This window comes from Parafrankia sp. Ea1.12 (genome assembly GCF_900465275.1).
Lineage (GTDB): Bacteria > Actinomycetota > Actinomycetes > Frankiales > Frankiaceae > Parafrankia > Parafrankia soli.
The window spans coordinates 1-12,081 of record NZ_UBIZ01000244.1; the positions used below are offsets into that span (position 1 = coordinate 1).

The 12,081-nt window shown below is 74.8% G+C and carries 10 protein-coding genes; 4 read left to right on the forward strand and 6 right to left on the reverse strand.

Annotated elements, in window-relative coordinates; genetic code table 11:
- The first annotated feature begins 611 nt into the window (after positions 1–611).
- Together FMEAI12_RS10280 and FMEAI12_RS10285 are read left to right on the forward strand one after the other, a co-directional pair.
- The gene (locus tag FMEAI12_RS10280; protein WP_160144253.1) at positions 612–3,068 is read left to right on the forward strand and encodes a transglycosylase domain-containing protein; all 2,457 of its coding nucleotides are present in this window, start codon (positions 612–614) and stop codon (positions 3,066–3,068) included.
- A 180-nt stretch (positions 3,069–3,248) separates the two neighbouring features.
- Positions 3,249–4,691 carry a WD40 repeat domain-containing protein gene (locus FMEAI12_RS10285; protein WP_235013866.1) on the forward strand — a complete coding sequence of 481 codons (1,443 nt, stop codon included), beginning with the start codon at positions 3,249–3,251 and terminating at the stop codon, positions 4,689–4,691.
- A gap of 32 nt (positions 4,692–4,723) precedes the next feature.
- Here the strand turns inward: FMEAI12_RS10285 and FMEAI12_RS10290 are convergent, their stop codons facing one another.
- From FMEAI12_RS10290 to FMEAI12_RS10305, 4 genes are all read right to left on the reverse strand, one after another.
- Positions 4,724–5,902, reverse strand: coding sequence for an SIS domain-containing protein (locus FMEAI12_RS10290; protein ID WP_112105834.1), 1,179 nt, complete (start codon positions 5,900–5,902; stop codon positions 4,724–4,726).
- 19 nt (positions 5,903–5,921) lie between these two features.
- Positions 5,922–6,122, reverse strand: a complete 201-nt coding sequence (locus tag FMEAI12_RS10295) for a Trm112 family protein (RefSeq protein ID WP_018501528.1) — start codon at positions 6,120–6,122, stop codon at positions 5,922–5,924.
- Positions 6,122–7,483 carry a phosphomannomutase/phosphoglucomutase gene (locus FMEAI12_RS10300; protein ID WP_071064560.1) on the reverse strand — a complete coding sequence of 454 codons (1,362 nt, stop codon included), beginning with the start codon at positions 7,481–7,483 and terminating at the stop codon, positions 6,122–6,124. Before FMEAI12_RS10300 ends, FMEAI12_RS10295 begins: the two co-directional genes overlap by 1 nt.
- A gap of 217 nt (positions 7,484–7,700) precedes the next feature.
- Positions 7,701–8,102 carry a DUF3499 domain-containing protein gene (locus FMEAI12_RS10305; RefSeq protein ID WP_112105835.1) on the reverse strand — a complete coding sequence of 134 codons (402 nt, stop codon included), beginning with the start codon at positions 8,100–8,102 and terminating at the stop codon, positions 7,701–7,703.
- Positions 8,103–8,475: 373 nt separating this feature from the next.
- On the opposite strand from FMEAI12_RS10305, the gene FMEAI12_RS10310 reads away from it, so the two are divergent.
- Both FMEAI12_RS10310 and manA read left to right on the forward strand, forming a co-directional pair.
- Positions 8,476–8,871, forward strand: coding sequence for a metallopeptidase family protein (locus tag FMEAI12_RS10310; RefSeq protein ID WP_041254899.1), 396 nt, complete (start codon positions 8,476–8,478; stop codon positions 8,869–8,871).
- A 70-nt stretch (positions 8,872–8,941) separates the two neighbouring features.
- Positions 8,942–10,231: a mannose-6-phosphate isomerase, class I gene (manA, locus tag FMEAI12_RS10315; RefSeq protein ID WP_112105836.1), complete on the forward strand. Its 1,290-nt coding sequence runs from the start codon at positions 8,942–8,944 to the stop codon at positions 10,229–10,231.
- A 63-nt stretch (positions 10,232–10,294) separates the two neighbouring features.
- Here manA and FMEAI12_RS10320 read toward each other — a convergent pair whose 3' ends face one another.
- Both FMEAI12_RS10320 and FMEAI12_RS10325 read right to left on the reverse strand, forming a co-directional pair.
- Positions 10,295–11,851: a DUF5719 family protein gene (locus FMEAI12_RS10320; protein ID WP_112105837.1), complete on the reverse strand. Its 1,557-nt coding sequence runs from the start codon at positions 11,849–11,851 to the stop codon at positions 10,295–10,297.
- The coding region (locus FMEAI12_RS10325; protein WP_146776665.1) for a hypothetical protein at positions 11,848–12,081 on the reverse strand (234 nt) is incomplete at its 5' end. The genes FMEAI12_RS10325 and FMEAI12_RS10320, both read right to left, overlap by 4 nt.

The window sequence follows — 12,081 nt, forward strand, 5'->3', positions numbered from 1 at the left end:
CCCTCGGTGACGCGAACGAGGCCGCGGCCCGGGCTGCGGCTGAGTGCGGCGGCTCGCTGAACTGGGGCGGGGCGCTGAAGTGTGGCGGCTCAATGAGTCCCTGGACCCCGTCAGCCGCCACACATCCAGCCCATCCCACTTTGGTGCCAACTCGGGCAGCTCGAGCCAGGGAGGAGGCGGATGGGCCAGGCCGGCCGAGCGTTCCGGGAACTCGGTGGGGCGGACGGGTGACACCGGTGGGCGCGCAGGGTGACCGGGGTGGGTGAGCGCAGCGGCGGTGTGGGGCAGCGCGGGCCGGATGGGCGCGGCCCCACTCGCTCGTCTAGCGTTCCTGGGAGTGGGATCCGCCGGGGTGGACCGTGACGAACCGGATCCGTTACCCCTGGGCCGCGTGGCGGTGCGCATCCGATGACCTTCTCGGGTCGGATGAGCGACCTTGCGCGGCGTCACGCATGCTTGACGGGTCCGGCAGGGCAGGGCTCCGGCACGCACAGCCGGGCCCGCGAGGGTTGGGGGTGACAGCGACGGTACAGGGACAGGAGTCGGCATCCCCGGTCCGCGGTGACGCCGCGTCCGGTCGGGCCGGACGCAAAAGAGGCCCGCAGGTCCGTATGGCGGGCAGGCCGCGGGGAGGCATCACCCATCCGGACGAGACGGGTGGTCCCGCCGGCGAGACGAGTGGGCCCGCCCGGCGGTCCCGCGGTGGGCCTGACGGGCCCGGGCGGCTCGGGAGGTCGGTGCCGCGTCCTTCGGGAAGCCGTTCACGCGGCACGTCGGCGCCGCTCGGCAGCGCCGACGACCTGCCGTTCGGGCCACCGACCGGCGGAATCCGCCGTCCGGTCGACCGGCGGCGGCACCTCACCCGGATGGGGCTCGTCGCCACCGCCATGGGTGTCGCGGTCGGGCTCATGGCGCTGCCGTTCCTGAGCGCCGCGGGGCTGTTCGCGAAGGCGTCCGCCGACCACTTCCTCGAGCTTCCCTCGGACCTCGTGACCCCGCCGCTGCCACAGAGATCCACGATCCTGGCAGCGGACGGATCCGTGATCGCCACGCTGACCGGGGCGGAGGACCGGCGGGTCGTCACCGGCGACGAGATCCCGAAGATCATGCGCGAGGCGATCGTCGCGATCGAGGATGCCCGCTTCTACTCCCACAACGGCGTCGACCCCCAGGGGGTGTTGCGGGCCGCGGCCCGCAACAGCGAGGCCGGCTCCACCACCCAGGGCGGCTCCACGCTGACCCAGCAGTACGTGAAGAACGTGCTGCTTCAGGACGCCACCACGCCCGAGGAGCGTGACGCGGTCGCCGGCGACTCGCTGGACCGCAAGCTGCGCGAGCTGCGCTACGCCGTCGCGATCGAGCAGCGGTTCAGCAAGGACGAGATCCTCACCCGGTACCTGAACATCGCCTACTTCGGCGACGGCGCGTACGGCGTGGGGACGGCGGCCGAGCACTACTTCGGCATTCCGATCTCCGAGGTCAGCCTCGAGCAGGCCGCCCTGCTCGCCGGGCTCGTCCAGAGCCCGTCGCGCTACGACCCGGTGAACCACCCGCAGGCCGCGCTCGAGCGCCGGAACATGGTGCTCACCCGGATGGCCGACGAGAACTACGTCAGCCGCACCCAGGCGGACGCCGCCCGGCAGATGCCGATCGACGTCATCACCGACCAGCCGACCACGCAGGACTCCTGCGAGATGTCGAGCGCGCCGTTCTTCTGCGACTACATCCGGACCCAGCTGAGCGCCAACCCCGCGCTGGGCGCCACCAAGGAGGAGCGTGACCGGCGGATCCACGAGGGTGGCCTCGTCATCAGGACCACGCTGAACCCGCAGGTGCAGCAGGCGGCGCAGATGGCCGTCAACTCGATCATCCCGCCGGACAACCGGGTGGCCGCGACCGAGGTCGTCATCCAGCCGGGCACCGGCGCGATCCTCGGGATGGCGGTCAACCGCGTCTTCGGGACCAACGAGGCGGCGAACCAGACGAAGCTCGAGCTGCCGACCCGACCGCTCCAGCCCGGGTCGACCTTCAAGACGTTCACCGTGGCGGCCGCGCTCGAACAGGGGTACGGCGTGGGGACGGCTTGGCACTCCCCCGCCTGCTACTCGACCCCCGCGTTCCCGCTCGACCGCGGCGAGGGCGACTGCCCCAAAGGCTTCCAGAACGCCGACCCCGCCGAAGTCGGCGTCTACCGGATGGACGACGCGACCTGGGACTCGGTCAACACCTACTTCATCCAGCTCGAGGAGGAGATCGGGGTACCGGCGGTCGTCGAGATGGCGACCCGGCTCGGTGTCTCCCCCGACAACCTCAAGGACATCCCGCCGACCGAGGGTGACGTGACCATCGGCGGCGAGCCCGTCAGTCCGATGGACATGGCGCTCGCCTACTCCACGCTGGCCTCCGGCGGCATCCGGTGCGAGGCCCGCTTCGCCACCTCGGTGGTCGACTCCGGCGGACAGCAGATCGACGTGGGCAACACGCCGAAGTGCGAGCGGGTGCTGTCCCAGGGCGTCGCGGACACCACGACCAGCATCCTGGCCGGTGTGCTCACCAAGGGGACCGGCGGGAACGCCCGGTTCGACCACCCCGCGGCGGGCAAGACCGGCACCAACGACGGCTTCTCCAGCGCCTGGTTCGTCGGCTACACCCCGCAGATCGCGGCGGCGGTGGCGGTCGCCGACCCGAACGGCCCCGGGCACCCCCTGCGCAACGTCGTCGTGAACGGCCGCCCCTGGCCCCGTGTGTTCGGCGGCGACCTGCCGGCGATGATCTGGGGCGCCTCGATGCGGGGCGCGCTGGCCGGGCAGCCCGTGCAGGCCCTGCCCGGCGCGGACCCGGCCGTGGCCCGGGGAACCAAGGGCGGCCGGATGATGAACACCGCGCCACCCGCGCCGACCCCGACGCTGCCGAGCCTGGAAGATCTGCTGCCGGGCGCGGGCACCGGCCAGACCCCGGGGCTGCCGGGGTTCGGGCAGGGCGGCGGTGGTCAGGGGCAGGTCGTCGTGCCGCAGACCAACCAGGGCGCCGGCCAGGGCCAACCCAGCCGCAACAACCAGGGCCGCTAGGCGTCCCACGGCCCGGGACCCGAGCGGAATACCGCCGACAGGTCCCGGGCCGGGTGACCCCCAGGTGGCCCGTCCGGGAAAACCGGTGGCGGCGGGCGGGCCGGACCGGGACAGTGGACCCACTGGCGGCGTTGGCTGGGCGCTGGCGGGTTTCGGCCGGCACTGACGTAACCCGGGTAGATGAACACGGCGCGGGGCGGTGACGTGACCGAGGATCTACCACCCGAGCCGGTCGCGTCGCTACTCGCGGCCGGACACCCGGAGCGGGTGTGGGAGCTGCTTCCGAGCCTGACCTTCGGTGACGCGCTGCGGGTGGCCTCGCTTCTGCACCGAACCGGCTGGCGCCCCGGCGGCCGGGGCGACGGGCACGGTGACGCCCACGCGAGGCGGAGCGCGGCGCTGTTCGACCTGCTGGTGCGCACGAACCAGCAGGTGGGCCTGGGCCGGAGCGGCCGAGATGCGGCCTCCGCCCTCAGGTTCCCACCCGTCGCCCGCGGGCTGACCGGGCTCGGGATCGCCACCGCGGCACAACCGTCACTGGCGCCCGATACAGGCCTGATCGCCCTCGTCCACCGGGACGGGTCGTTCCGGGTCGACCACCTGACGATCTGGGATCCGTGGAGCTGCCGGCGGGTGTGGTGGCATCCGCTGCCCCGTGGGCTCGGTGGCGGCCGGTTCACCCGGCTGCTGTTCGCCGCCGACGGCCAGATCTTCGCCTGCCACCGGCCGGACCGGTTCCCGCGCGAGCCCGAGCGCCTGCTCGTGTTCGGCTACGACGCCGGCTCGTTGGTCGTCCGCGAGCTGGACTCCGCCCCTTCGGGCTTCTACGCGCTGGCACCCATGCCCGCCGGACCGGACAAGGCGGTCTGCGCCGTGCGCGCGGACGGTGAAATGACGGTGTGGCCGGCGGTGCCGGACGGCGCGCCTGGCCACCCGCGGCCGCCGTCCGTCCGCCTGCCCATACCGGCCGGCCACGAGCTGGACGTCGGACTGCGCCCCGACGCCAACCTGGCCGTCTCCGCGGACGGCGAACGGATCTGCCTTGTCACCCGACGGCGCCCCGGGACGGCGCGCCAGGTCACTGTCGCCGATCGGCGGACGGGAAAGGAGCTCGCCGCCGCCACGCTCGAGTCCGCCGTGGCGGAGGTCTCCTTCCTCCCCGACGGCGAGACGGCCGCGTCCCGCGCGGGGAGCACCGTGTCGTTCTTCGGCGGGAGCGCGCCGGTCGCGGACTGGCCCGTCGGGCCCGCCCAGCGCGCGCTCTTCCTCCCGGATGGCGAGCATGTGCTGGTCGCGCACGCGAGCGGGTCGATCGAGGTCCACACCTGGCCGGACCGCGCACTGGTCGGCTTTCTCAGCGGGCCGGAGTTCCTGATCACGCTGACCGTCTCGCCCGCCGGGGACAGGGTCGTGGCCCTCGGCGAGCGGGGGCGGGTGCAGACCACCGTCTGGGACAGCGCGGTGCTACGCCTGTTGCACCGACCACTCGCCGAGGCCGCCCCGCGGGCGCCGGCCCTCGTCCGGGCGATGTCCGCGCAGGCGGCCGGTGACCGGTGGGAGCTCCAGCTGCGCGCGCTGGCGGCACTCCTCGAACACCGACCCCAACCGGGCCGTCGGGAATAACAGCGGCAGTCAGCCGTCCAGCAGCCAGCGGTTCAGCGGGGGGTGCCGAGCTCCCGCAGCCGCAGCGCGGCGCCGGGGTCGACCCCGAGTGCGAGTCCTACGTAGCTGCCCGCGAAGTCGATCAGGCCGATCAGGGAGGCCAGGCGCTCCAGCGGCGCCGTGCCCTCCGCCCGCAGCTCGGTGACGCCGACGCCGTGCTCACCCGCGAGGACGACAGCCCGCTCCGCCGCGCGGGCGATCTCGGGATGCTCGCCGGCGGGATCACGCAGCAGGATCAGCCGAAGCCGCACGACGGCCTCGTCATCGACCCGGTCGCGGAAGAAGTCGGCCAGATCGTCGTCTGCGGCGTCGCCGTCACCGTCGCCGCCGGCCGACCCGGCCCCGCCGTCGCCGGACCCGAAAGCTCCGCGGAACAGCGCGACCTGTTCCTCAGCCGGATGCGGCAGCGCTCCGACCAGCGCGGGGTAGCCCGCGCTCACCGCGAGCACACCCGCGGCCCGGGTGGCGGCGACCTCGGTCAGCCGGGTCGTCCCCCACCACAGTGGCAGGGCGCCGGCCAGCTCGAGGGCCAGCGTCTTCGCCGGGTTGACGAACGACTCGCTCGTCGGCCGGCACCTGCTCGCCATCGCCTCCAGGCGCACGGCGGCGGCCTCGATCGCGGCCTCGCCCTCACGGTGCACCCCGAGCGCCGCCGCGGCCGCGAGCAGCGGGACGGCCAGCGACCACAGTCCGGTGTACGCCGGCCGGGCTTCGGGCAGCGCCACGAACGGCGCCCTGGCCAGCTCCGCGAGGTGGGACAACGGAGAGTCCGCGGGGCCGACGACGGCCAGCCGGCAGCCCCGCCGGTGCGCCTCCTCGACGGCCGAGAGGGTCTCCGCGGAGGTACCGGACACGGACACGGCGAGGATCACGTCGGCCACCCCGGCCCAGCCGGGAAGCCCGTGCCGATGGTGTGTGATCACCGGCACCGGTGCGGCCTGCCCGGCGACGGCGTCGAGCACGTCCCCGGCGAGCGCCGAGGCGCCCACCCCGACGACCACGACCGCGCGGGGCCGGCCGTCGGCCGCGAGCGACCCGACACCGGCCTCCTGCGCCAGGCGCCAGCTCTCCCGGACCTGGCGCGCCGCCGAGGCCGTGTTCGGGAGCAGGTTGAGCGTGTCCGCGGCCTCGAGCCTGCGCGCGTCGTCCAGGATGGGCTCGTCGACGTTCACGCGGGCCGCGCGGCGCCGGTCAGGACGAGGATCCGGCCGCGGCCGGGAACGGCTTCGCCTCGTCGAGCAGCATCACCGGGATGTCGTCGCGGACCGGGAAGGCCAGACCGCACGACTCGCAGACCAGCACGGGAGCGCCGTCCAGCGTCTCCTGCCGCAGCGGAGCATGCTCCGGGCACGGGCAGGCGAGGATCTCCAGCAACAGGGGGTCGAGGCTCATCAGGAGTTCTCCCTTCCACCGCGGATGCAGACGAGGATGTCGTCGCGCAGCCGGCACATCGTGGCATCATCGCGCCCTTCGACGTTCAGGCGCAGCAGTGGCTCGGTATTGGACGGCCGGAGGTTGAACCACGACCCGTCGGCCAGCGACACGGTCAGCCCGTCCATGTGGTCGATGTCGACCGCCTGGGCGGCGTAGGCCTTCTCGACCTCGTTCATCGCCACGTCGGCGTCCGCGACCTCGGAGTTGATCTCCCCGGAGGCCGCGTAGCGGGCGTAGCCGCCGAGCAGGCCGGACAGCGGGCCGCCCTGCCCGCCCAGCGCGGCCAGCACGTGCAGGGCCGCGAGCATGCCGGAGTCCGCGCGCCAGAAGTCCCGGAAGTAGAAGTGACCGGAGTGCTCGCCGCCGAACACCGCGCCGGTGCGGGCCATCTCGGCCTTGATGAACGAGTGGCCGACGCGGGTGCGCACCGGCGCGCCGCCGCGCTCGGTCACCAGCTCGGGGACGGCCCGGCTGACGATCACGTTGTGGATGATGGTCGCGCCCGGCTCGCGGCGCAGCTCGCGCTCGGCGACCAGGGCGGTGATGACCGACGGGGAGACGATCTCGCCGCGCTCGTCGACGACGAAGCAGCGGTCGGCGTCGCCGTCGAAGGCGAGCCCGATGTCCGCGCCCGAGGAGCGCACGGCGGCCTGCAGGTCGCGCAGGTTCTCCGGCTCGATCGGGTTGGCCTCGTGGTTCGGGAAGGAGCCGTCGAGCTCGAAGTACATCGGGGTGACGGTCAGCGGCAGCCCGTCGAACACCGCCGGGACGGTCAGACCCGCCATGCCGTTGCCGGCGTCCACGACGACCTTCAGCGGGCGGATCCGGCTCAGGTCGACCAGCGAGCGCAGATGACGCGCGTAGTCGTCACGCAGGTCGCGGGTGGTGACGGTGCCCGGCCGGCCGGTGTACTCCGGCACGCCGGCCTCGATCAGCGCCCGGATCTCCGCCAGGCCGGTCTGCTGCCCGATCGGCGCCGCGCCGGCCCGGCACAGCTTCATGCCGTTGTACTTCGCCGGGTTGTGCGAGGCGGTGAACATGGCACCGGGCAGGTCCAGCGAGCCGGCCGCGAAGTAGAGCAGGTCGGTCGACCCGAGACCGGCGGCGATGACGTCCGCGCCCTGGCTGGTGGCGCCGTCCGCGAAGGCGGCCGCCAGCGGGACGGAGGACTCGCGCATGTCGTGGGCGGTGACGATCCGGCCGGCTCCGAGCAGGCGGACGAACGCCGCGCCGGTGGCCCGAGCCACCTCCACGTCGAACTCGGACGGCACCACACCTCGCACGTCGTATGCCTTGAAGATCCGTGAGAGGTCGTGCACCCCGTAACCACCTTCCCTGACCGGCGTCGATCGACCGGGTTGACCTTATCCGGCCGGGGTGACATCTCCGTCAGCGCCTTGCCGCGCGGGACGGGTTCGGCGCGGGACGGCGTCACGAGGCATGGCAGGCCGGCGCCGGTGCGCCGGTGCGAGGTACCGCGGCGGCGGGCGGGTCAGACGCGGGCGGGTCAGGCGGACGTCACGACGGGCGCGGACGTCACGACGGGCTCGGCACCGCACGCAGGTGGCCGCGGCCACGGCCGCCGGGACCGCCGGGCGGCACCGCACCGGGACCAGCGGGACCGGCCGGACCGGGGGGCGGCTCCGACCCACGGCGCGGGGCGGAGTCACGCACGGCGTCGGCGAGCGCCTCGATGTCGTCGGACGTCGGCTCCTGGCCGGCCTGTTGGTGTTCGGCCTGCTCGGCCTCGATCCGGACCACGGCCCAGCCGAGCGGCACGGTCAGCCGGTCGGCGTGGACCCCACACAGGTCATACGAGTGCGGCTCGACGAACGGCGACAGCGGACCGAGTACGGCGGTGGACTCCGCGTAGGCGTAGGTGAGCGTGGCGATCGCGGCCGCGGAACAGGCCGAGCGGGAGCAGCGCCGAGGCTTCACGTTCCGGACGGTAGACCCCGGAACGGGCGACGGCCACCACCGCCCGCCGTGTCGCGCACCGACAGAGGTCACTGTGACGCAGTGGTTATCGCTCGGTTGCTCCACGCACACAATTACACCAGAACGTCGCACACGCTTCGACCAAAACCGCCTTCTGACGCCGTGTCGATCCTGGTCGGGCCCCCCTAGGTGGGGGTGTGGGTGGGGGTCCGGGGCCGACTTGCCCGGTTCGCCACGCGCCGCGGTGATCGCCGGACGGACCCGGCGTTACCCTGGCACGATGGCCGAACCAGCCAGCACGCCCAGGGTGCGCTTCCCCGCGGCCGGACGCCCGATCCCCGCCCGTCGGCGGCGGGACAGACGGGGCCGCGGCATGCGTGGCACGCTCCTACCCCCGGACGTGCCCGCCTACGCCACCCGCGGTGAGCGTTTCGACGACCTCGTCCTGGACGCGGTCGAGCACCTGGACCACCGGTGGTCCGCCGAGCTCGCCGACGTCGAGTTCGCCGTCGAGGACGTACCGCCGATCACGGTGACCGACGACAGCATCCCGCTGGCGCACTACCAGCCGGCCACCGGAAAGGGCCGCTCGGCCACGCCGCGGCGGATCGTCATCTACCGGCGCCCACTCGAAGCGCGCGCCGTCGACAACGAGGACCTCGCCGAGCTGGTCCTCGACGCGATCATCCACGAGGTCGCCGAGATGATGGACGTCGACCCGGCCGTGATCGACCCCGAAGGTCATGGCTGGGGCGACGACGAGGAGTAGGGCCCACCACGAGAGCCACCCGACGGGCTCAGAGCCGCTCACGACCGCCGACGCGGGGACGGAGACACGTGTGACCATCGGGGAGACCACACCAGCCAACACCGGGACGTCCGTTCGGAGGTGGGACGCGCGGACCGGTCGACCGGCGGGCGCGCCACGCGGGGCACCGCCGCCGCGTGCCCCGGTCCGCATCCTGGAGCTGCACGGCCGGGCACAGCGCTACGCCTGGGGCTCGCCGACCGCGATACCCGATCTCCTGGACGTCCCGTCCGACGGGGAGCCCGTCGCCGAGCTGTGGCTGGGCACCCACCCCCAGGCCCCGGCCGAGGTCGTGGACACCGGAACCTCAGGCCGGCGGGCGGCCGCCGACCTCGTCGGCGAGTTGCCCTTCCTGCTGAAGGTGCTGGCCGCCGACAAGGCCCTGTCGCTGCAGGTCCACCCGAACATCGAGCAGGCACGCGCCGGCTTCGACGCCGAGCAGGCCGCCGGGATCGCTCCCGACGACCCGCGCCGCCGCTACCGGGACCGCAACCACAAGCCCGAGCTGATCGTGGCCCTGACGCCGTTCCGGGCCCTCGCCGGCATCCGGGCGCCCGGCGCCACCCTCGCGATCGCGCGCGGGCTCGGCCATCCCGGCCTGATCGCCGCGTTCGCGCCCCTGGCGACCGATCCGGCCGGCGGCGCCACCCAGGTGCTGCGCAGCCTGCTGACACTCCCCCCTCAGGCCGGCGAGGAGCTGGCCGCCGGGGCGGTCGCCGCCGCCGAGCGGGTCTCCCCCGACGCGGACGAGCAGTTGCGTCGCGCGGCCGAGCTCGTCCTGCTGCTCGCCGAGACCCACCCCGGGGACGTCGGCATCGCCGCGGCGCTGCTGCTCAACGACGTCACGCTGCGCCCCGGCGAGGGCCTGTTCCAGCCGGCGCGGCTGCTGCACGCCTACGTCCAGGGCGTCGGGATCGAGATCATGGCCACGTCGGACAACGTCCTGCGCGGCGGGCTCACCCCGAAGCACATCGACGTCGACGAGCTGCTGCGGATCCTCGACCCGCGCCCCACCAGCGCGCCGGTACTCACCCCGCGCCCGCTGGCGACCGGCCCCGGCGGCCAGCTGCGGGCCTGGGATGTGCCGGTGGACGACTTCGTCCTGCGCGAGGCTGTCTGCGCCGGTGGCAGCGTGGCGGTGCCCGACACGTCCGTGCTGCTGGCGGTGGAGGGCAGCGTCGAGGTCGCGGGCACGGACCTGGCGGGCTCGCCGCTGGCGCCGCTGACCCTGCGCCGCGGCGGCTCGGCCCTGGTGACCGGCCCGGCAGCCCTGACACTCACCGGCACGGGACGGGTCTTCGCCGCGGGCTCCCGCGTCTGAGCCCGGCCAGACAGAGAGCACACGCAGACCACTACACCTTCGTCCGGGCGGGGCGAGTGCCGCTCACCAGGCGACGCGCGGATCGGCCAGCGACGCCGGACCGTACCGGAGGCGCCACGCGCCGGTAAGCGGCACGACGGCCGAGACGGTCCGCGGCACCAGCGCGGTCGCCACTCCCGCGGTCGGCGGCGCGGTGCCGAGGACCTGGCTCGCGATGAGCGGGCCGCCGGTGCCGACGACACGCGCGCCGACGCGGCCCGCCGGCAGCGGCGCCAGCACCGCGCGGCCCGCGCCGACCTCGAACCGGCGGCCGTCGACCCAGACGGTGGCGGCCCGCCCGGGCGCGACCAGGACGAGCGCGCCGGCCGTCCAGGCCGGTACCGGCGCCGCCGCGACGACCAGACCCGGCGGTGTCGGCCCGGCCGCGCCCGGGTCGCCGACGACGACGCCCGCCCAGCGGGGCCGCTCCGGAACGACCCCGGCGACCCAGGTACGCCCGTTCGGCGGACCGCCGCCCGACGCCGCGGGAGCCGCCGCGGCCACGCCGGTGGGCAGGCCGAGCGCCGCGACGATCCCGCCCCCGTCCGTCGACTCGACCAGCAGGGCGGACGGACCCGCCGGAGTCAGCGTGACCGGGCGGCGCAGCGCCGCGCCGGCCGGGATCCGCACGGCCTCCAGGCCGACCGGGGTGTGGCGACCCGAGGCCGTGATCACACTGACGCGTACGGTCGCCGCCGCTCCGGGAGCGGAGAGCACGAGATCGGCCGTTGGCGGGCCGGCGGCCGGTGCCCCCGCACCGCCGGACCCGGCAGGGGTGAGGAACCCGCCGAGCAGGACCCGGGTGGCCGGACCGGCGGTCGGCGGCACGGGCGTGGCCGCCGCCGGCCCGGAGCCGCTCGCGCGGTCGACCAGCCAGCTCAGAACCCGGCCGGTGTGCACATCGACGTCGACGGTGGTCACGGTCGCCTCGGGGGCGAGCTCGGCCAGGCGCCGGCTGACCGTGCGCCCGACCGGAACGGTCACCTCCACCCGGGGCGCCGTCTGGCCCGACGACACGGCGCCCACACTGACCCGGGCCGGCCGCGGACCGGTGTTCGTCCAGTACAGGACGGGATCGCGGCCGGCGACGGTGGCCGGGCCGGCGAACCACGTCCGCGCGCGGGACTGCTCGCAGCGGGCTCGCAGCGGTCCCGCTCCCGACCCGGGGGAGGTCACGGTCGCGGTGAGGCCGGCCGCGGCGGACCCGGTCGCGACAAGCCGCAACGGACCGCCGGCAGGCCCCCGCGCCACCGACTGGCCGCTGTCCGGGCCGCCCGGAGTTGGGCCACCCGAGTCCGGACGCGGCAGGTAGAGCAGCTCGTCGTGCTGGCGGTCGCCACCGAGCAGCGCGCCGCCACCGGATGGCCGGACCACCCCGTCGGGCCCCGAGCCGCGCACGACGTCCAGCAGCTGGGGCACCTGCCCCCTCAGACCGAGATCCGGGCAGTCCAGGGTGGCCGCGGTGACCGCGGTGACCGGTCTGGGGACGGCTGCGGGCGGACGAGGCCCCGCCGTGGCGAGCAGGGCCGCGACCACCCCGACCAGGCACGCCACCCCGGCCGGCACGACGATCCGCTTCACGTGGTCTCCGCCCGCGTGGCCACCGCGCGGCGGCCGCGGCGCCGGCGCGGGACGGCGGCCAAGGGGCCCGCGGCCAGCAGGAGCGCCCCGGCTGCGGCGGTCGCCAGCACGGCGGCGCGGTGGCGGTGGTGATCGTAGGAGACCTCGAGCAGGCCGCCCTCGGCCGGCAGGACGAACGCCTGCGCCCAGCCGTCCGCGACCGCCGCGGGCAGCGGCGCGCCGTCCAGGGT